Source organism: Flavobacterium cellulosilyticum, assembly GCF_004349355.1.
GTDB classification, from domain to species: domain Bacteria; phylum Bacteroidota; class Bacteroidia; order Flavobacteriales; family Flavobacteriaceae; genus Flavobacterium; species Flavobacterium cellulosilyticum.
In genome coordinates this window covers 1-21,216 of record NZ_SMFK01000018.1, presented here as the reverse complement: position 1 = coordinate 21,216, position 21,216 = coordinate 1, and the positions used below count along the sequence as shown (strand labels likewise).

At 31.1% G+C, this 21,216-nt stretch carries 17 protein-coding genes; 11 read left to right on the top strand and 6 right to left on the bottom strand.

Translation table 11 applies throughout. The features are described 5' to 3' along the window. Window positions 1-133 precede the first annotated feature (133 nt). A complete protein-coding gene (locus E0F76_RS17260; RefSeq protein ID WP_132009123.1) occupies window positions 134-2,167 on the bottom strand; it encodes a dipeptidyl-peptidase 3 family protein in 2,034 nt (677 codons plus the stop codon). Between the two features lie 279 nt (window positions 2,168-2,446). Here E0F76_RS17260 and E0F76_RS17255 point away from each other — a divergent pair, with 279 nt between their 5' ends. The 7 genes from E0F76_RS17255 (at window position 2,447) to E0F76_RS17225 (ending at window position 10,354) form a co-directional block, all read left to right on the top strand. Further along, window positions 2,447-3,679 carry an SRPBCC family protein gene (locus E0F76_RS17255; protein WP_132009120.1) on the top strand — a complete coding sequence of 411 codons (1,233 nt, stop codon included), beginning with the start codon at window positions 2,447-2,449 and terminating at the stop codon, window positions 3,677-3,679. Window positions 3,680-3,741: 62 nt separating this feature from the next. Then, window positions 3,742-4,284, top strand: coding sequence for an RNA polymerase sigma factor (locus tag E0F76_RS17250; RefSeq protein WP_132009117.1), 543 nt, complete (start codon window positions 3,742-3,744; stop codon window positions 4,282-4,284). A gap of 33 nt (window positions 4,285-4,317) precedes the next feature. After that, a complete protein-coding gene (locus E0F76_RS17245) occupies window positions 4,318-4,731 on the top strand; it encodes a hypothetical protein (RefSeq protein ID WP_132009114.1) in 414 nt (137 codons plus the stop codon). A 7-nt stretch (window positions 4,732-4,738) separates the two neighbouring features. Further along, window positions 4,739-5,194, top strand: a complete 456-nt coding sequence (locus E0F76_RS17240) for a sensor of ECF-type sigma factor (RefSeq protein WP_132009111.1) — start codon at window positions 4,739-4,741, stop codon at window positions 5,192-5,194. Between the two features lie 262 nt (window positions 5,195-5,456). Continuing rightward, a complete protein-coding gene (locus E0F76_RS17235; RefSeq protein WP_132009108.1) occupies window positions 5,457-6,896 on the top strand; it encodes a hypothetical protein in 1,440 nt (479 codons plus the stop codon). 126 nt (window positions 6,897-7,022) lie between these two features. Continuing rightward, window positions 7,023-8,993: a KUP/HAK/KT family potassium transporter gene (locus E0F76_RS17230; protein ID WP_132009105.1), complete on the top strand. Its 1,971-nt coding sequence runs from the start codon at window positions 7,023-7,025 to the stop codon at window positions 8,991-8,993. A 110-nt stretch (window positions 8,994-9,103) separates the two neighbouring features. Continuing rightward, complete coding sequence (locus E0F76_RS17225) at window positions 9,104-10,354, top strand: RsmB/NOP family class I SAM-dependent RNA methyltransferase (protein WP_132009102.1); 1,251 nt, start codon at window positions 9,104-9,106, stop codon at window positions 10,352-10,354. Between the two features lie 142 nt (window positions 10,355-10,496). On the opposite strand, the gene rho is transcribed toward E0F76_RS17225, so the two are convergent. Beyond that, entirely contained in the window at window positions 10,497-12,236 is a 1,740-nt protein-coding gene (gene rho / locus E0F76_RS17220; protein WP_132009099.1) for a transcription termination factor Rho, read from the bottom strand. Window positions 12,237-12,416: 180 nt separating this feature from the next. Between rho and E0F76_RS17215 the strand changes: the two genes are divergently transcribed. Then, entirely contained in the window at window positions 12,417-12,830 is a 414-nt protein-coding gene (locus tag E0F76_RS17215; RefSeq protein ID WP_132009096.1) for a DUF4293 domain-containing protein, read from the top strand. Between the two features lie 174 nt (window positions 12,831-13,004). On the opposite strand, the gene E0F76_RS17210 is transcribed toward E0F76_RS17215, so the two are convergent. Next, the gene (locus E0F76_RS17210; RefSeq protein ID WP_132009093.1) at window positions 13,005-13,499 is read right to left on the bottom strand and encodes a metallophosphoesterase family protein; all 495 of its coding nucleotides are present in this window, start codon (window positions 13,497-13,499) and stop codon (window positions 13,005-13,007) included. A 213-nt stretch (window positions 13,500-13,712) separates the two neighbouring features. Here E0F76_RS17210 and truA point away from each other — a divergent pair, with 213 nt between their 5' ends. From truA to lpdA, 3 genes are all read left to right on the top strand, one after another. Further along, window positions 13,713-14,492, top strand: coding sequence for a tRNA pseudouridine(38-40) synthase TruA (gene truA / locus E0F76_RS17205; RefSeq protein WP_132009090.1), 780 nt, complete (start codon window positions 13,713-13,715; stop codon window positions 14,490-14,492). A 252-nt stretch (window positions 14,493-14,744) separates the two neighbouring features. Further along, window positions 14,745-16,499, top strand: a complete 1,755-nt coding sequence (locus E0F76_RS17200; RefSeq protein WP_132009087.1) for an ABC transporter ATP-binding protein — start codon at window positions 14,745-14,747, stop codon at window positions 16,497-16,499. Between the two features lie 397 nt (window positions 16,500-16,896). Further along, the gene (lpdA, locus tag E0F76_RS17195; protein ID WP_132009084.1) at window positions 16,897-18,285 is read left to right on the top strand and encodes a dihydrolipoyl dehydrogenase; all 1,389 of its coding nucleotides are present in this window, start codon (window positions 16,897-16,899) and stop codon (window positions 18,283-18,285) included. Window positions 18,286-18,751: 466 nt separating this feature from the next. Here lpdA and E0F76_RS17190 read toward each other — a convergent pair whose 3' ends face one another. From E0F76_RS17190 to E0F76_RS17180, 3 genes are all read right to left on the bottom strand, one after another. Then, window positions 18,752-20,029 carry an MgtC/SapB family protein gene (locus E0F76_RS17190; RefSeq protein ID WP_132009081.1) on the bottom strand — a complete coding sequence of 426 codons (1,278 nt, stop codon included), beginning with the start codon at window positions 20,027-20,029 and terminating at the stop codon, window positions 18,752-18,754. A gap of 427 nt (window positions 20,030-20,456) precedes the next feature. Next, entirely contained in the window at window positions 20,457-20,798 is a 342-nt protein-coding gene (locus E0F76_RS17185) for a hypothetical protein (protein WP_132009078.1), read from the bottom strand. A gap of 154 nt (window positions 20,799-20,952) precedes the next feature. Next, window positions 20,953-21,216: integrase core domain-containing protein (locus E0F76_RS17180; RefSeq protein ID WP_220398946.1), on the bottom strand; the 264-nt coding region annotated here is incomplete at its 5' end.

Below are 21,216 nucleotides of genomic sequence, written 5' to 3'. Positions count from 1 at the left end.
AATTGGATTCGTCCTTTTTATCATCATTTTATTTCTAATAAAAACATCTTTTAAAAGATAAAATTTAACGATAGTGCATAAAAAAAGGATGTCATACTCTTGACATCCTTTTTGTAAATATTTTTAAAATGGTTTAATTTTCTAAAGGCAGAAAACTATATTTTTTAGAATAATTCAACATTTGTTCTTCAAAAGATTTAGGCTGAGTTACTTTAATTGAAATAATATTTCCTTTCGTATCTAATTTTGGAACCAAAACTGGATTCACAAATCCACTATAAGGTGCAGAATTAAATTGCTTATTTCTTTCTAAAACTTCGGCATGCAATTTTTGATCTACTTTTACGCCATAATTTTCAACCAAAGCTTTACCGGCTGCATAATCTCCTTCGGATTTGATTCTTTGAACTTCACGTAACAATTGACCGAATAATTCGTGTAACTTTTCATAATTTGTAATATTGAAATATGTTTTTCCGTTGCGAGTAATTTTTTCGATTACATTATCTGCTTTTCCTTGTTCGAAAGCCCAGGCACTCACGAACTGACGATTTCTCATGTGTGCTTCTTCAATATTTGCACCTGGTTCCAATCGAACTAATTGCCCCATTAAACCATTGCGAATATAGCTATCATAAGAAGCCATCCCTAATTTTTTCCAATCATCAACTAAACCTAGTTCTTGAAGTTTTGGATTGTAAGCATAATATAATCCTACCAAATCTGCTCTTCCCTCTTCAAGTGTTGAAGCATAATTTTTCAAAGTTTCTTTAGGAGTTCCAACACCTGGATTTATTTGACCAGAAGCATGTCCTACAACTTCGTGCAATGCAGTATGCATTTTAGCGGCTAATTCAGAATATTTTTCAGACAGAGCAATTTCTTCGGAATCATTTGCAAACTCTTCTAATTTTCCTTTTCCTCCAGCATTATTATAAGAATCAACAATATTACCCAATGATACAGATTTAGAACCGTGTTCAGTACGAATCCAATTAGCATTTGGAAGATTAACTCCGATTGGTGTAGCAGGTGAAGCATCGCCTGATTCTCCAGCAACAATTACCGTTTTATAGGAAACACCTACTACTTTTTTCTTTTTATTTTCTGGAAGTAATGGAGAATTATCTTCAAACCATTGGGCGTTTTTAGAAATCACTTCCATTTTTTTAGACATATTAAAATCTTTGATTTGGACTATACTTTCAAACGAACCTCGATAGCCTAATGGGTCATTGTACACTTCGATAAAACTGTTGATATAATCTATATTTCCTTCAGTAGCCTGAGACCAAGCGATATTATAATCATCCCAAGTTTGCAAACTTCCTGTTTTGTAATAACTGATTAGCAATCCTAGAGCATCACCTTGAGCTTTATTTTCGGCTACACTTTGGGCTTTTTCTAACCAATAAATAATTTTATCAATTGCAGCTCCATACATTCCGCCACTTTTCCAAACTTTTTCTTCTAATTGTCCTGTTGAATTTCGAACTAATTTAGAATTTAATCCATAAGAATGTGGTTTTTTGGGATCGGGACTTGTTTTAGTTGCATAATAAGTTTCAACATCTTTTGCAGAAATTCCTTTTCCATAAAAATTGATTGCAGAACCTTCAACTAATCCTTTTGATTCATCTAAATTGACTTTTTTAGCATCTTTATCATTAAAAAGAATATCAACTATAGCTGGAGATAAATTAGTTTTAGTAGCTTTCAATAGACCCATTAAATAGTTTTTAGAAAAATCAGGTTTGATTTTATCATTAGAATAATGGTGATGAATTCCGCTAGCAAACCAAACTCTTTTTAAATAGATTTCAAAATTGTTCCAATCCTTTGTTTTTTTGTCACCTTTGAAATTTAAATATATATTTTCAAGGGCTTTTCTAATTTTCAAATTATATTGATAATGCTGATCCCATGCTATATCTCTTCCTGCATATCCTGCCTGAGTCAAATAATAGACTAATTTTTGTTCTTTAAGCGATAGATCTTCCCAACCTGGAATTTGGTAACGCAAAACTTTTATGTCTGCAAATTGTTCTACTACATAGTCGAATGGGGCTTTTTTGTTAATTATATCGTTAGTAGTTTTTATTTGCGATTGACAAACAAATGAAACTCCAATGGACATAAAAATACCTGCAATTTTAGTTAATTTCATTTTTTTAAAAGGATTTAGTTGTTTTATTTATAACAATATTGAACAAAAGTATGTGTTTTATAAACAATTTGCAATGCTTGCATAGTATTTTATGAAAAATTAAGGACATCTTAACTAAAAATTGGATTTCAAAAAAGATAGATTTTCAATACACACACTTAATTTAATTTCTACTAAATTTTAAAAAAATAGAAATTGATAAAAAATAATTGTATTCTTATAAAATACAATTGTATTAATATAATTTCTAACTTTACATCTGAAATCAACCCATTTATTATGAGAATTTTAAAATATCTATTTCTTTTACTTTTATTGAGTATAGTTGCCTTATCTATTTTTGTAGCAACCCAAAAAGGTAATTTCACTGTTGAAAGAAGTAAAGTCATTAATTCCCCAAGACACTCCGTCTTTAATTATGTAAATGACTTAAAAAATTGGGGAGAATGGAATTCAATAGCAGTAGAAGATTCATTAATAAATTTAACTTATTCTAAAAATACAATCGGTAAAGGGAGTTCATGCACTTGGAATGGAAATCAAGATGATGGTGATTTACTAACTATAAACACAAAAGAGGACACCAATATTGTTCAAAAAATTAATTTTAACGGTAATTCTGCCGATATAATAATGAATTTTAAAGATACCATTGGAGGAACTAAAATTACTTGGAAAGCAATTGGCAAAATGAATTTTATTTATAAAGTGAAGAATGTATTAAGTGGCGGTGCAGAAAAGATATTAGGAATACTTTTTGAAAAAAGTCTAGTTAATTTAGATAATAAATTAGATTATGAAATAAATACGTTTTCAATAAAAGAAGTTGTTTTAACAAATAGACCTGAAACATTATATTTAGCTCAAACATTTACAAGTGAATTTTCAAAAGTGATAAAAAATTCTGGAATTGTGATTTCTAAAATCACTAATTTTTGCAATAAAAATAATATTACAATAAGCGGAAAACCTTTTATCATATATCATACTTATGATGAAATCAACAAACTAACGAAAATATCAGTGTGTATTCCTATCAAAGATCCAATATTTATAATAGAAGGAAGTGATATTTCTTCTAAAAAACTGAAAGCATTTCAGGCTGTGAAAACAACTTTGACAGGAGATTATTTTCATACTAGTAAAGCACTAGACAAAACTAAAGAATATATTCGCACTAATCATCTTATTTCGGATCCGGATTTTTCGCATATTGAAGTTTTAACTATTGGTATAAACGAAATAAAAAATCCTTCAAAATGGATGACTGAAATTTACTATCCTATTGCTACAAATATTGTTGTAAAACCAACTATACAGCCTTTAGATACAGTTAAAAAAACACCCATAATAAAAAAGATTCCATTAGTAAAAACTGAACCTACAATAAAAATTAAACGTTCTGTAAAAACGGTTCCATCAGTAAAAAGTGATCTTCCAGTAAAAAGCACACCAACCTTAAAAACAGAGCCTGCAGTTAAAAATAAAAAAGAAACTTCATCAGAATTTTAAAATTTATTTTAATAACCATTAAACCTTTTTGATAAAACACATTCAAAAAATAAAAAATAGCTTTGCAAGAAGAAAAGGAATTTATTCAAGAATTATTAAATCCAAAAACGCAAAATGTTGCGTTCGAAAAACTCTTGAACGATTTTCAGAAGCCACTTTACAATCATATTCGTACTATTGTTGTAAATCATGATGATGCTGATGATGTATTGCAAAACACTTTTATAAAAGTGTTCAAATATTTGAATAAATTTAAAGGTGAAAGCAAACTTTTCTCGTGGATGTATCGAATTGCGACTAATGAAGCGCTCACTTTTATTAATCAAAAAGCAAAGTTAAGTGGTATTTCTTCAGAAACCCTTCAAAACAAAACTATTGATAATCTAAAGTCCGATGTTTATTTTGATGGAGATGAAATTCAAATCAAGTTACAAAGGGCCATTGCGATATTACCAGAGAAGCAACAATTAGTATTCAAAATGAAATATTTTCAAGAATTAAAATACGAAGAAATATCTGAAATACTAGGAACTTCGGTAGGTGCTTTAAAAGCTTCATACCATCATGCTGTAAAAAAAATTGAAACCTTTGTCACTTCAAATTAAACCCTTTGCTTGTAAACGAGTCTAATAAGTATTATGAAAACATTTAAATTAGAAAACGAAACTAAAATTGAAACTGGATTTAAAACTCCTGAGAATTACTTTGACACTTTTTCAGCAAGAGTTATGGAACAATTGCCTAAAGAGGAACCAAAAGTGATTTCAATTTATGAAAAAAGCAAAATATGGATGTATGGAGTTGCTGCAATCCTTATAATTGGATTATCAATTCCTGTGTATACTAATTATTTTCAAAAATCTACCGAAATTGATACTGTAACTATTGAAAACTACATTACTTATCAATCCTCAGTTTCTGGTTCAGACATTGTAAATCTTCTAGATGAAAAAGACATTCAAAACATGAGTATAGACTTAAATATTGATGATGCAGCTATAGAAAATGAACTTATATCAAATAAAAATTTAGAACAATATTTATTAAATTAATTTACTTATGAAAACGTATAAACAACTACTTATCATACTATTTTTACTTTCAATTCCTGTTATTGCTCAACGGCATTCCGACGAAAAAAGTGAGAAAATAAAAGCATTAAAAATTAGTTTTATTACAACTGAACTTTCATTAACTTCGGATGAAGCAGCTCGATTTTGGCCAGTTTATAATGTATTCGATGATAAACAATTCGAAATAAGGCATCTAAAAATGAGATCTTTTAAAGACAAAATGAGTGATGAAAATTTAAGTAAAATGAATGATAAAGAAGCAGCTTCTCTTCTTGCAGAGATGGAAAGTAGTGAAGATGAATTATATCAGATTCGCAAAAAATTTATTTCTAGTATTAAAGGGATTCTTCCGCCAATTAAAATAATAAAATTAAAAAAAGCAGAAATCGATTTTAATCGAAAATTATTGCAACAATATAGAGATAAAGGCCAAAATAAATAAATATTTATTTTAAAATTTTACAAACCAAGAGATAGTTCATTCTATTTCTTGGTTTTTTTATAATTTTATTTTTTTATTTTATTTTTAATTTCATCATCTGTGTTTTTTTTATGTGTGTGTGTAGCCTGAAAGCAGCAATATTACTTAAACCTTTGGTTAAAATTATTTTTATTTTTTAATCGCTATATTAAAAATAAGCTGTGTTTTATTTCTTGGCACAATAATTGGATATTTAAGATTAGACAACTTAATTCTAATTATTATGAAAACTAAAATATTTTTATTAGCCATTATTAGTTTTGTATTTACCTCTCGAATACAAGGACAGAATAGAACAATTGTTAATGCGAAAAGTTCCGAAATTAGTGATAATTTAGATTTAAGAGTTGTAGCATCTATTTTTGGAGATTCAAAAAACCTTCAGGATTTTGAAAGACGATTGAACGATCCAAAATTACAAATATCTAATCTAGATTTGAACTACGATGATGAAGTAGACTATTTAAGAGTTATTGAATCAGTAGAGAATAGAACCCATGTAATTATAATTCAATCTGTAATTGATCGCGATTTATATCAAGATGTTGCTACCATTGAAGTGGAGAAAGACAGATATAATGAAGTACATATTCAAGTGGTAGGAAATGCCTATATGTATGGTCAAAATTACATTTATGAGCCAGTATATTATAGTACACCTTTCATTTATGCCTCTTTTTGGTCCTCTAATTATCGACCTTATTACTCATCATGGTCATGGAATTTTTACCCTAGTTACTATTATGCATGGAATCCATTTCCAATATTTAGATATAGAAGTAATGTTAACATTTGTTTGAATACATATAATGACTACAATTATGTAAATTATAGAAGAAGCAATTATGCAGTTAATATATACAACACAAATAGATCCGATGGATATGAAAGACAACATCCTAATTATTCTTTTTCAAAAAGAAATTCTGGTGTCAACAATCGATATGATTTAGATCAAAGAAGAAACACTAGAAATGTAGGTTATAGTTCTAGAGAAGGTTCTTCTCAAAATAGATCAGAATCACAAAGAACAGCTGCTCCTCAAAGATCAGAAAATCAAAGAGACTATTCTGAAAACAGAGCAGAATCACAAAGAACATCCGCTCCTCAAAGATCAGAAAATCAAAGAGACTATTCTCAAAACAGAGCAGAATCACAAAGAACAGCTGCTCCACAAAGATCAGAAAATCAAAGAGACTATTCTCAAAACAGAGCAGAATCACAAAGAACAGCTGCTCCGCAAAGAGCTGAAAATCAAAGWGACTATTCACAAAACAGAGCAGAATCACAAAGAACAGCTGCTCCACAAAGAGCTGAAAATCAAAGAGATTATTCTCAAAACAGAGCAGAATCACAAAGAACAGCTTCTCCACAAAGAACTGAAAATCAGAGAGATTATTCACAAAACAGAATAGAATCRCAAAGAACAGATGCTCCACAAAGAACTGAAAATCAGAGAGATTATTCACAAAATAGAGCAGAATCACAAAGAACAGCTGCTCCACAAAGAGTTGAAAATCAAAGAGACTATTCTCAAAATAGAGCAGAATCACAAAGAACAGTTGCTCCACAACAAAGAATGGAAACACAAAGAAGTTCTTCTCCTCAAAGATCAGAAATGCAGAGAGATAATTCTTCAAGATCCAGTAATAGAAGATCTTAACATAATTAAAAAGCTTTAAAATAAAACACGTTTTTAATGACCGTGTTTTATTTTATTTTTTTTTACTATAAAAAACAATACTATTTTTAAAAACAGTAAATTTGACAAGTTTTTTAAAAATTATAGATGAGTGTTTCGCATAAAGACTTACATAGTAAGTTAACATTAGGTGGTTTATTGATTTCTTTGGGAATTATTTATGGTGATATTGGAACATCTCCTTTATATGTAATGAAAGCCATAATTGGCAATAGTATCATAAATGCTGATATCGTTTTGGGTGGAATATCTTGTGTGTTTTGGACACTTACTTTACAAACTACTATAAAATATGTGCTGATAACTTTAAGTGCTGACAACCACGGTGAAGGTGGGATTTTTGCATTATATGCGTTGGTAAAAAAAACAAAAATTAAATGGTTAATTGTTCCCGCCATAATTGGGGGAAGTGCGCTACTTGCTGATGGAATCATTACCCCACCAATCTCAGTATCATCTGCCATAGAAGGAATTCAAACATTTTATCCAAATATAAATACCATCCCAATTGTAATTGGAATCCTATTTATATTATTTACAATTCAGCAATTTGGTTCTAAATTAGTGGGACGATTTTTTGCGCCAATGATGCTAATTTGGTTTTGTATGTTGGGAATTCTAGGACTTATTCAAATCACGCAACATCCAGAAGTTCTAAAAGCATTTAATCCTTATTATGCGTATCATCTATTAAAAATTCATCCAGAAGGTTTTTATGTTTTAGGTTTTGTATTTCTATGTACTACAGGAGCCGAAGCATTGTATTCTGACATGGGACACTGTGGAAGAAAAAATATTAGAATTAGTTGGATTTTTGTAAAAATATCCTTGGTATTAAATTATTTTGGACAAGCAGCTTATTTAATTCACCATGAAGGAAAAACACTAGTTGGTTTAGGCGGTGAAAATGGAAATCCTTTCTATTTAATTATGGCCGATTGGTTTCAGCCTATTGGAATTGTAATCGCTACCTTGGCCGCTGTTATTGCTTCTCAAGCATTAATTAGTGGTTCTTTTACTTTAATAAATGAAGCCATGAGATTGAATTTTTGGCCAAAAGTAAAGATTAAATATCCTACAGAATTAAAAGGTCAGTTGTATATTCCGTCTATAAACTGGTTGTTGTTTTTAGGTTGTGTTGGCGTGGTGCTTCATTTTGAACAATCAAGTAATATGGAACATGCTTATGGATTGGCCATTATTCTTTGTATGATAATGACTACTATTTTACTCAATTATTACATGATTATGAAAAGGGTAAAATTATATTTTATGGTCCCTTTAATTACTATTTATTTAACTATTGAAATTGGATTCCTTATTGCTAATGTTACCAAATTTGCTGAAGGTGGATATGTTACTTTAATTATTGCTTTACTTTTAATATCAGTAATGACCATTTGGCATTTTGCTAAAAAAATTAACAAGAGCTATACCCAAATTGTTAAAATTGAAGATTATAAAAAAGTTTTGAATGAGTTATGTCATGACTTATCTATTCCAAAATATGCAACCCATTTGATATATATGACAAATGCAGGTAGAGTCGATGAAATTGAAGAAAAAGTAATGTATTCTATTTTACGCAAAAGACCTAAAAGAGCCGATTTATATTGGTTTGTGCACGTAAATATATTAAATGAACCTTATAAAACGGAATACAAAGTAACCGAGATAAATAAAGACAACTTATTTAGAGTTGATTTTAATTTAGGTTTTAGAGAGCCTACTAAAATCAATTTGATGTTCAAAGAAGTTATAAAAGATATGGTTAAAAAAGGGGAAGTTGATGTTACAAGTAGATATGAATCATTGAATAAAAATAATATCATTGGTGATTTCAAATTCGTATTGTCCGAAAAATATCTTTCTCATGATAGCGATTTGACATTCTTCGAAAAAATCATAATGAATTCTTACTTCTTTGTCAAAAAATTAAGCTTGTCTGAAGAAAGCGCATTTGGCTTAGATAGTAGTTCTGTAAAAATTGAAAAATTCCCAATGGTCCTTCATGCGCCGGAAAATATTAGCTTAACAAGGATCTACAATAAAAAATAATTTACTATTTCCAGAATCACACACTGTTTCAAAGCAGTGTTTTTTTTTGTAATAAATTTAAAATTAACTTTTCATCAATTAACCCTATCTTTGCACCTCAATAATTAAAAATGAGATTACACAGAAATTTAGTTTATACTACAATAGATTCCCTAAATGCCATTTTCAACGAAGGAGAATATGCAGATAAAGTAGTTGCAAGAGCCTTGAAAAAAGACAAACGCTGGGGAAGTTCCGATAGAAAATTTGTTGCTGAAACCATTTACGAAGTGGTACGCTGGAAAAGATTATACGCAGAAATTGCAGAAGTTAAAGAACCTTTCGATAGAGATAATCTTTGGAGAATGTTCTCTGTTTGGGCAGTTTTAAGAGGGTACCCTATACCCGATTGGCGTCAATTAGAAGGAACTCCAGAAAGGAAAATTAAAGGTCGTTTTGACGAACTTTCAAAAACTAGAGCACTCAAAGAATCGATTCCTGATTGGATGGATGAATTAGGGGTTAAAGAATTAGGAGAAAAGACTTGGGCAAAAGAAATTACTGCTCAAAACCAACCTGCAAAAGTGATACTTAGGGTAAACACTTTAAAGACAACTAAAGAAAAACTAAGAGCCATCTTGATGGACTTAAATATTGATACCGATTATTTAAAAGATCAACCTGATGCTTTAGTTTTAAAAGAAAGAGCTAATGTTTTTATGACAGAAGCGTTCAAATTAGGTTATTTTGAAGTTCAAGACGCCAATTCACAATTGGTTGCCGCTTTCCTTGATGTAAAACCTGGAATGAGAGTTGTTGACACTTGTGCTGGTGCTGGTGGAAAAACACTGCATATTGCTGCTTTGATGGAAAACAAAGGACAATTAATTGCTATGGATTTGTATGAAAGCAAATTAAAACAATTAAAATTAAGAGCAAAAAGAGATGGTGCTTTCAATATTGAATATCGCATCATAGATTCGACAAAAATCATCAAAAAACTGCATGAAAGAGCGGATAGAGTTTTAATTGATGCTCCTTGCAGCGGTTTAGGCGTTCTAAAAAGAAATCCGGATGCCAAATGGAAACTAAAACCCGAATTCATTGATAATATTCGCAAAATTCAAGCCGAAGTTTTAGAAAGTTATTCTAAAATTGTAAAACCAGGTGGCAAATTAGTGTATGCTACTTGTTCTGTTTTGCCATCGGAAAATCAAGAACAGGTTCAAAAATTCTTAACTACCGAGATTGGAAAACAATTCAATTTTATTAAAGAGCAAAAAATATTAGCCCACGAATCTGGTTTTGATGGATTTTATATGGCTTTAATGGAAAGAAAAGAAACTGTTGTTGAGAATAAAGAATTAAAAGAAAAGAATTAAGATATTAGTATTAAGATTTAAGTATTAAGTATTAAGATTGAACGCATAAAAAAATCCTCTAATGAGGATTTTTTTTGTTTTAAACTCTATAATTATAATCAATTTTCTAATCTTACTACTTAAATCTTAATAACTTCCATTTCTAATCATTCATCGAAATCAAAAACTCCTCATTATTTTTAGTTTTCTTGAAACGATCATTGATAAAATCCATCGCTTCGACTGGGTTCATGTCTGAAAGATATTTTCTCATAATCCACATTCTTTGCAATGTTTGTGCATCTAACAATAAATCATCACGACGTGTACTTGAAGATGTTAAATCAATTGCTGGAAAAATACGTTTGTTAGCAATTTTACGATCCAATTGTAATTCCATATTTCCAGTTCCTTTGAATTCCTCAAAGATCACTTCATCCATTTTTGAACCTGTTTCTGTCAAAGCAGTGGCAATGATACTTAACGAACCACCATTTTCTACATTACGTGCCGCTCCAAAAAATCGTTTTGGTTTTTGTAAAGCGTTCGCATCCACACCTCCACTTAGTACTTTACCTGATGCGGGTTGTACCGTATTGTATGCTCTTGCTAAACGAGTAATAGAATCTAATAAAATCACAACATCGTGACCACATTCTACCAAACGTTTTGCTTTTTCAAGAACAATATTAGCGATTTTAACATGTTCTTGTGGTTCTCTGTCAAAAGTAGAAGCAATTACTTCTCCACGAACACTACGTTGCATATCAGTAACTTCTTCTGGACGTTCATCTATCAATAAAACAATCAAATACACTTCCGGATGATTAGCTGCAATTGCATTGGCAATATCTTTCAACAACATTGTTTTACCTGTCTTAGGCTGCGCCACAATCATTCCACGTTGTCCTTTTCCAATAGGCGAAAACAAATCGATAATTCGAGTAGAAATCGTGCTTTGTCTTTCGGCTAATTTGAATTTTTCGGATGGAAAAACAGGTGTTAAATGTTCGAATGATACTCGATCACGAACTACTTGTGGATCGTGTCCGTTAATTTTTAGTACACGAACTAAAGGAAAAAATTTCTCTCCTTCTTTTGGAGGACGCACCACTCCTTTTACTGTATCTCCAGTTTTTAAACCAAACAATCTGATTTGTGAAGTCGATAAATAAATATCATCTGGCGAAGCCAAATAATTATAATCAGAGGATCGTAGAAAACCATAACCATCAGGCATCATTTCTAAAACACCTTCACTTTCTATAATTCCGTCAAATTCAAAATCCGAATCTCTAAAGTTGTTTTTCTTGTTTTTAAAATTTGGATTGGCATTGCCACCACCATTTTGATTGGAGTTTTGTTTATGAAGTTGGTTGGGATTTAATTTTTTTGTTGGAAGTTTATCTTCTTCATTTTCCGAAGAGTCTGAATTATCAACTGTTTCAGGTTCTGATTCAGAATTATTTTCAGCATTTGCTTCCTTTGCATCTTCTTTTTCCTTTTGTAACGCCACTTTCTTTTCGTATGCAGATTTATTAAATTTAATAACTTTGCTTACTTTTTTTTCAGTTGATGTTTCCGATGGAATTTCAGTTGCTTCTTCAGGAACTACTATTTCTTCTTGAATATCTTGAGCAGTAAAAAGAGTGTTGTTTGATTTTTTTTGAATAGCCACTTTTTTTGCAGCTATTATTCTGGCTCTTTTAGGCTTATCTTCATCTATTAAAGCATTATCTGCTTTCATTTCAGAAGTAGAATCCAGGGTAGCCGATTGAAGTTCTAAAATCTTATTGATTAAAGTATCTTTTTTCACACCGTTAAATTTTATTGTTTTGGCTGATTTAGCTATTTCTTGAAGCTCAGAAAGCTTCATTTCTTTTAATGCAGAAATGTCAAACATAAATGTTCTAGGAGTTTAATTAATTTGGGTATACTTACAAAAGTGTGTAGTAATTTTTTGTTTTGAACTAGCCGAAGAATGAAGTACTTACGGATTTGTCATGCAATATTACGAATTTATTTTAATTTACAATAGTATTTGTTAAAAAGAAAATATATTTTTGTCATAGAAATTTATAAAATGATTCAGAGAATTCAAACCATATATTTACTTCTTGCCTTTGTTGCAAGTGGAATTTTACCTTTCGTTTTTCCATTATGGACAATGAATGACGGCAAAGAATTTTATTTTATGCAAAATCAAGTATACGTTATTTTACTAGGACTCAGTACTACGCTTAGTTTGTTAAGTATCGTTTCTTATAAAAAAAGACAAAATCAATTTGTTATTGGCAGATTGAATATAATTTTAAATTTAATTTTATTAGGCTTGTTTGTATATCGTTCACTAAATGTATCTGGAGAAACACTTGCTGTTTCAGAGAAAGGTATTGGGATGTTTCTACCTATTGTTGCTATCGTGTTATTAGTTTTAGCTAATAAGGCCATCAAAAAGGACGAAGATCTTGTAAAATCTGTGGACAGATTGAGATAATCCTATAATCTTAATTTATTAGTGCGAGAAAAAACCGAATGTAACAGTTCGGTTTTTTTTGTGGAAGATCCTCTCCCCAACAAAGCACAGGGAGCCGAAACCGTAAAATGTAATAGTTGTATTTATCTGATCAAGTTAACTGATCACTGAACTCTGATTACTGACCATTGAACACTATCTCTTCCCTATTTCAATAATTTCCAAATCCTTTATCTTATCGCTATCAATCACAAATCGCAACATGGTTCGCATTTGATGAAATCCACTTTTCCCAGCAGCGCCAGGATTCATATGCAAAAGATTGTTTTTCTTGTCAAACATTACTTTTAGAATATGAGAATGGCCGCATATAAACAATTTTGGAGGATTTGAAGCCATTTCATTCTTGATGTTTGGATTGTACTTTCCAGGATAACCACCAATGTGTGTGATCCAGACATCGACGCCTTCACACATAAATCTATTGTGCAAAGGAAATTCCATTCGGGCTTTATCATCATCGATATTACCGTAAACACATCGCAAAGGTTTTAATTTCTTAATTGTGTCCGTTACTACCAAATCGCCCACATCTCCAGCGTGCCATACTTCATCAGCTTGAGCAACGTATTTCAAAATTGTGTCATCAATATGACTGTGCGTGTCGGAAAGGAGGAGGATTTTTTTCATGTTTATTTGCCACAAAGGCACTAAGCCGCAAAGTTATTTATTTATGTTGGATCTTGTCTATTTTAAATTTCAGTTTTAAGAAAATTTTAAAGATAGAATCAATTGAAATCTTTGTAAATTTGCATTTTAAAAATTGAGTTCTATTTCTGCAATCTGACCCGAGCGACAGCGAACGGACGTAGCAAATCTGAAATCTAAAATCTGAAATCTGAATTGAGGTATTTTATCAAACTAGCCTACAAAGGAACTAATTATCACGGATGGCAATCCCAACCTAATGCTAGTTCTGTACAAGAAACATTAGGAAAAGCGGTTTCTGTTGTCTTAAATTCAGACGTAAATCTTATGGGCGCTGGACGCACAGACACAGGAGTTCACGCTAAAGAAATGTATGCGCATTTTGATTTTGAGAAACCTTTTGAAATTGAAAGTATCGTTCATAAACTCAACTCCTATTTACCTAAAGACATTGTGGTTTATGCTATTATTCCTGTTATGGATGAAGCTCACGCCCGTTTTGACGCTACAAAAAGAACGTACGAATATCATATTAATTCCTTCAAAGATGCTTTTTTACAAGATGACAGCTGGTATTTTCATCAGAAATTAGATCTTGAAGTAATGAATGCGGCAGCGCAACTATTATTTAATTATACCGATTTTCAGTGTTTTTCTAAGGTTAATACCGATGTAAACACATTTGATTGTACTATATTTGATGCCTATTGGATTCAAGAAAACAACAAACTAATATTTACCATTTCGGCCAATCGTTTTCTACGAAATATGGTTCGTGCCATAGTGGGAACACTGGTTAATGTTGGAATGCGAAAAATAACTTTAGATGATTTTGAAGCTATAATAAAAGGTAAAAATCGTGATAAAGCCGGTTTTTCAGTCCCAGCGCACGGATTGTATTTGACAAAAATTGAATACCCCTATTTGAAGTTAGAAGAGGGAAATACGAAGTACGAAGTGCGAAATAAGAAGTAGGAGATTAACGTTTTAAGTGGGAAGTCAGAGGTTTGGAATTCCTATATTGAAATTGATATTGATATTGAAATTGATATTACCATTGACATTGAAATTGCCATTGCCATTGAAATCTTCATTGATATAAAAAAAGAAATCACTAGCCCTGATGGAAGTGAAAATCCTTTTTGTTTTTCTTTAAAAACAAAAAGATTGTAGCGTACAGCAGGACGAAAAGTAATTATAAATAACTGAGCGTTATGCTCCTTAATAATGAAAGCAAAAGCATTTGACACCCGATTATTCAAGCGAATATTAAAGTATACGAAACCGTATCAATCCCGATTTAATTTTGTGATTGTATTTGCGATTTCATTATCTATTTTTTCGGCATTGCGTCCTTATTTATTAAAACAAACAGTTGATGGCTATATCAGCACACAAGATAAACAGGGGCTTTTGATCTATGTTAGTCTCATGGGAATTGTACTTTTACTGGAAGTTTTCTCCCAATTCTTCTTTGTTTATTGGGCGAATTGGCTGGGCCAGGATATTGTTAAAGATATTAGAACTAAAATGTTCAAACACATTTTGAGTTTCAAAATGAAATATTTCGACACAGTTCCTGTAGGACAATTAGTGACGCGATCCGTATCGGATATTGAAGCCATTGCACGAATTTTTAGTCAAGGATTATTTATGATTATAAGTGATTTGATGAAAATGTTTGTTGTACTCTTATTTATGTTTTACATGAACTGGAAATTGACTTGGATTGTAATCGTTGCTATGCCAATACTGGTTTTCTTTACCCGAATATTTCAAAGAAAAATGCAAGTCGCTTTTGAGGAAGTTCGAACTCAAATTGCCAATATGAACTCTTTTGTACAAGAACGAGTTACTGGAATGAAAATCGTTCAATTGTTTAATCGTGAGGAAATTGAATTCGAAAAATTCAAAGAAATTAATGACAAACACAAAAAAGCTTGGATTAAAACCATTTTATACAACTCCATCTTCTTCCCTATTGCCGATATTATTACCTCGTTAACACTTGGTTTTATTGTGCTTTATGGTGGATTTAAAATCTTGAACGGGGATAATTTTACCACTTTTGGAGATTTGTTTTCTTATACCATGTTTATTGGAATGCTTTTCAATCCCTTGCGTCAAATTGCGGATAAATTCAATGAGATGCAGTTGGGAATGATTGCTGCCAATCGTGTTTTTGACATTTTGGACACCCAAGATCAAATTCAGGACACAGGTAAAGTTGAAGCCCCAGTTTTTGAAGGTAATATTCAATTTAAGGATGTACATTTTAGCTATATTGCTGATGAATATGTAATTAAAGGAATTGATCTAAATGTAAAAGCAGGTAAAACTATTGCTATTGTTGGATCAACTGGAGCAGGTAAATCAACGATTATCAACTTGCTGAATCGTTTTTATGAAATCAACAGCGGTACCATTTGTATTGACAATCACAATATTGAAAATTACACTTTAACTTCATTACGAAAACAAATTGCAGTCGTATTACAAGATGTCTTTCTTTTTGCAGACAGCATTTTCAATAATATCACGTTGAACAATCCTGACATTTCTCGGGAACAAGTATTGGCTGCAGCCAAAAAAATTGGAGTGCACAAATTCATCATGAGTTTGCCTGATAACTATGACTTTGATGTGAAGGAACGTGGCGTAATGTTGTCGTCAGGACAACGCCAATTAATTGCTTTTTTGCGTGCTTATGTCAGTAATCCAAGTATTTTAATTCTTGATGAAGCAACATCATCTATCGACACTTATTCAGAAGAATTGATACAGCGAGCAACCGAAACCATTACCAAAGGAAGAACTTCAATCGTAATTGCGCATCGATTGGCAACCATAATCAATGCGGACAAAATTGTAGTAATGGACAATGGTTTAATTGTCGAAGAAGGTACGCATCAAGAATTAATTAATCTAGAAAGTGGGTATTATAAAAACTTGTACGATTCCCAGTTTAGTAATGCAATGTAGATTAAAGATTCAAAATCAAAAAAATAATTTGTTGATTCCATTTATCATATATTCATTACTATAGAACTCTAGTTGTTATAAAATTAATTTTGAATTCGATTTTAAGTAAATTACTAACAATTTTCATTAAGAACTCGTCAAAATTTTAAATACTAAGCTTTTCATTCATAAAATAAAACCTTAAATTTGCTCACTGAAATTAATTTTCAATTAAAGAAATAAACACGAAAAAATGACACGAGCTTTTGCGACTGCATTTTTACAACTAAAGAAATAAATACGAAAAAATGACACGAGCTTTTGCGACTGCATTTTTACAACTAAAGAAATAAACACGAAAAAATGACACGAGCTTTTGCGACTGCATTTTTACAACTAAAGAAATAAACACGAAAAAATGAAATACGATATTATAGTTTTAGGAAGTGGCCCAGGCGGATATGTAACTGCTATTAGAGCATCACAATTAGGCTTTAAAGTTGCCGTAATCGAAAAAGAAGACCTAGGTGGTATTTGTTTGAATTGGGGTTGTATCCCAACCAAAGCATTACTAAAATCAGCTCAGGTTTTTGATTATTTAAAACACGCTTCTGATTATGGTTTAACTATTTCTTCTTTCGATAAAGATTTTCCAGCTGTAATTCAACGTAGCCGCAATGTGGCTTCAGGAATGAGTAAAGGGGTTACTTTCTTGATGAAAAAAAATAAAATTGACGTTATCTATGGTTTTGGAAAAGTAAAACTAGGTAAAAAAATTGACGTTACCGATAAAGATGGAAAAGTAACTGAGTACAGTGCGGATCATATTATTATCGCTACCGGAGCCCGTTCACGTGAGTTACCAAACTTACCACAAGATGGTGAAAAAGTAATTGGATACCGTCAAGCCATGTCATTACCTACGCAACCAAAAAAGATGATTGTTGTGGGTTCTGGTGCAATTGGCGTTGAGTTTGCTCATTTCTACAACTCAATGGGAACTGAAGTTACTATTGTGGAATTTATGCCAAACGTAGTTCCTGTTGAAGACGAAGACATTTCAAAACAAATGGAAAAATCGTTGAAAAAATCAGGTATTACTGTTATGACAAGCTCTACAGTAGAAACAATTGACACTAGCGGAAAAGGCGTAAAAGCGTTTGTAAAAACGGCTAAAGGAGAAGTTGTATTGGAAGCAGATGTTTTACTTTCGGCTGTTGGAATTAAAAGCAACATCGAAAACATAGGTCTAGAAGAAGTTGGTATCGCAGTGGACAGAGATAAAATCTTGGTTAATGCCTACAACCAAACTAATATCCCAGGTTACTACGCTATTGGTGATGTAACTCCAGGTCAAGCTTTAGCTCACGTTGCTTCAGCAGAAGGAATCAATTGTGTAGAGAAAATTGCAGGAATGCACGTAGATCCTATCGATTACGGAAACGTTCCTGGTTGTACGTATGCTACACCAGAAATTGCATCAGTAGGTATGACCGAAAAACAAGCGATAGAAAAAGGATACGAATTGAAAATTGGTAAATTCCCATTCTCAGCTTCTGGAAAAGCACAAGCTTCTGGTAGTTCTGATGGATTTGTAAAAGTAATTTTCGATGCCAAATATGGCGAATGGTTGGGATGTCACATGATTGGTGCTGGTGTTACCGATATGATTGCTGAGGCAGTTGTAGCGCGTAAACTAGAAACTACAGGACACGAAATCCTAAAATCGATCCACCCACACCCCACAATGAGTGAAGCTGTTATGGAAGCAGTTGCTGATGCTTATGGCGAAGTAATTCACTTGTAAATTTCAGTATTCAGTGTTCAGTGTTGAGCAGCAGTTTGCAGACTGAAATAAATATCAATCCGTTTTGTGAAAGCAAAGCGGATTTTTTTTGGTTTAATTTGAAAAAATCATTTAATTATCCTTCCACATCAAAATTTCGTTAAGCCGAAAATTGAGCTAGTATGAACTTCCAACCATCTCAAAGAAGCGAAACGTCAAACTATCAAAAAACCTCAATTTTAGAGTTTTTACTATCGGTCTCTTATTTTTTAAAATAGCGCGAAGTTTCTTTAAATATTAATAATTCCATTTATTTATGGAATTATAATAATCGAAAAGACAAATATTCTTTTTGAGGCATTATTCTTTTAGTATATACGTTTTAAAACACAATTTTGTTGCTTTTGGCTTGTTTACTTTCAGTTGCAACTAATTCAAGGCCGATTATGATTGCACCACAAGTTTTCCCTATTTTTCCTTTGACTACTTATATAAACACAAACGAAATAAGTAAACTGCTAACAATTAAAATTCCGAAACCTAAAATTATATCTTTCCGAATTGATTTATCGCACAATGAAATTCCATAAATCATTTTCAAAAAATTATTACTCGTAGTTGCATTAACGATTGCCATAACAAGAAAACTATCTGAAATATTCAATTTACTTTGTAATAAATTAATAATGAAAGGATCGATATCTGTCACTCCAACAACAAATGAGAGTACATTAATTCCGCTACTACCAAAGGTTTGGTTGACATAAGTGGTAATGAGTGCAAAAAGTATAAAAAGTGAACCAAATAACAACGAAGTTTTAAATTCTAACGGATTGCTATAGATATTTGCTTGTACTTGGGTTTCTATTGGAGTAGCATAGTATTTGTATTTATATAAATATACCGCTATTAATGCACTAATAATTATCAAAACGCCAAAAGTAGGTGCGAGTTCAAATGCTAATGTTGGATTAAAAAATAAGGCTAACAAAAAAATTCGCAAATACATCATCGTTGTAGCCAAAATAATTGCAACAGAAACTCTTTTGTCATTCGGTGTTTCTTTACTTTTTTTGGCAAGAATTATTGAAGTTACCGTACTACTATAAAGACCCCCCAATATTCCCGTAAGTATTATACCTGATTTTGGAAAAACAAACTTTTTGAGCAAATAACTACAATAAGATATTCCTGAAACAGCGACAATGGCCAACCAAAATTTGTAAGGAGAAATGTTAATAGTGGCACTAATAGGTGCAGTGGGTAACAAAGGCAAAATAACACCAGCAATTACGATAAATATAGACAATGTAATGAATTCGTTGTTATCAAATTTTTGGGTAAATTCAAATAAGGATTTTTTCATTTCAGTCAAAATCAAAACCGAAACAATTATTAATAGAACCAACCAAACCGATTGTGTGTATATTAATGGTGCCAAGCAATACGTAATTAAAGCAGTTACAAGAGAAGTCATTCCATAGAATTTTTGTTCTCTCATTTTGGCAAAATAAAACAAACCTAGAAATAAACTAATTACAATAATTCCAACTAAAAACGGAATTAAATCTTGTGGATTGATACGGTATAATATGAAACCTAAAATTCCGATTAGAGTAAAAGTTCTATCGGTTCCAAATATACTTTCAAATTCTTTGTTTGAATGTAGTTGTCGTTGCTCTAACCCTATCAACAATGAAAATATTGTAACTAAAAAGAATTTAAAAATATCATCAGGTATTTCTTTTATTATTTCTTGAAACATATTTTCTTTATTAAATTAGAAATAAATCTATTCAAGGTAATTAATGAGCGTAATTTATAATTTAAATTGTAATTTTTTATGTATTAAAAATCAAATTTCGATCAAGTAAATATATACATTTCTCTTTTTCTAATCACTTATTTCGTCATATAGTTTTGTTCGTTAATTGAATAAAAATATTGCACGTTTTTACATTGCCAGTTCGTTTTAAAAAGTATATTGCAAATTCACCATTTCTTAATCTACTATAATTAAAAAAAACTTTTCAGTAGGACTAACTAAAAAGCCTTACCAACACTTATAAAATTTTGTGCTATTCTATAGTGATAACATTCCATAAATTACCTTCTTTAGTAAAAAATAACTTTACGATTTACTTTGTCTTTTGAAAATTTTACAACATTAAATTTAGGGTTTTCAATGCTATTTAAGTTTCTCGACGATACCAATCACTTTCAAAATCAAATTTTGGATATGTAAACCAACTTTCAATAGTTAACACAGGAAACTCTGTAATAAAAGTCGTTGTGACAACTTTTGGCAATTTTGACTTTTCTATTTTTTTGTTTGCTTTTTTATTTTTACCCATTTTTACTTCTTTTGTTTTAGAAGATTTTACAAATGTCGTTCGAGCATTAACCTTGGCTGTAGCTAATAGAATTAGCATGGCTAACATCAATAGTTTTTTGCTTACGCTAAATTTAGTAGCTGTTTGGAATTCGTGACCCGAGTCTAAAAGGCGAACGGATGAAATAATCGTTGATTTCATTTTTCCTAAAATTTAAATTATTATTTATTCTAAATTTCACTATTTACACAACAAATGTATAGCGATAAAATGAAGAGAAAATGAAGATGTTAACTTGTATAGAATTTTAACTTTACAATAATAGTGGATATGCAAATAAAAACCGCACTATTAGTTAAGCAACATTTTTAAAAATATTTTGCTGTTTCCAGAATTCTTCGATTGTTTTATATTCTAAAGCGGAATGCCTTCTTTTTCTGTTGTACCAGATTTCAATAAATTCAAATAAATCGAGTCCCATTTGCTCTTTAGATATAAGCTTATTGCCATAAATCTGTTCCGTTTTCAAAGTCTTAAAAAAGCTCTCAGCCACTGCATTGTCCCAACAATTTCCTTTACGGCTCATGCTTCTTGTGATCAGTTTATAGGATTCTAGTAC

Bases quoted from the DNA above. Each gene is read 5' to 3' on its own strand.
- rho (WP_132009099.1), bottom strand. From the start codon at position 12,236: ATGTTTGACATTTCTGCATTAAAAGAAATGAAGCTTTCTGAGCTTCAA.
- E0F76_RS17210 (WP_132009093.1), bottom strand. From the start codon at position 13,499: ATGAAAAAAATCCTCCTCCTTTCCGACACGCACAGTCATATTGATGAC.
- E0F76_RS17215 (WP_132009096.1), top strand. From the start codon at position 12,417: ATGATTCAGAGAATTCAAACCATATATTTACTTCTTGCCTTTGTTGCA.
- E0F76_RS17230 (WP_132009105.1), top strand. From the start codon at position 7,023: ATGAGTGTTTCGCATAAAGACTTACATAGTAAGTTAACATTAGGTGGT.
- E0F76_RS17245 (WP_132009114.1), top strand. From the start codon at position 4,318: ATGAAAACATTTAAATTAGAAAACGAAACTAAAATTGAAACTGGATTT.
- lpdA (WP_132009084.1), top strand. From the start codon at position 16,897: ATGAAATACGATATTATAGTTTTAGGAAGTGGCCCAGGCGGATATGTA.
- E0F76_RS17225 (WP_132009102.1), top strand. From the start codon at position 9,104: ATGAGATTACACAGAAATTTAGTTTATACTACAATAGATTCCCTAAAT.
- E0F76_RS17190 (WP_132009081.1), bottom strand. From the start codon at position 20,029: ATGTTTCAAGAAATAATAAAAGAAATACCTGATGATATTTTTAAATTC.
- E0F76_RS17200 (WP_132009087.1), top strand. From the start codon at position 14,745: ATGAAAGCAAAAGCATTTGACACCCGATTATTCAAGCGAATATTAAAG.
- E0F76_RS17185 (WP_132009078.1), bottom strand. From the start codon at position 20,798: ATGAAATCAACGATTATTTCATCCGTTCGCCTTTTAGACTCGGGTCAC.
- E0F76_RS17260 (WP_132009123.1), bottom strand. From the start codon at position 2,167: ATGAAATTAACTAAAATTGCAGGTATTTTTATGTCCATTGGAGTTTCA.
- E0F76_RS17255 (WP_132009120.1), top strand. From the start codon at position 2,447: ATGAGAATTTTAAAATATCTATTTCTTTTACTTTTATTGAGTATAGTT.
- E0F76_RS17240 (WP_132009111.1), top strand. From the start codon at position 4,739: ATGAAAACGTATAAACAACTACTTATCATACTATTTTTACTTTCAATT.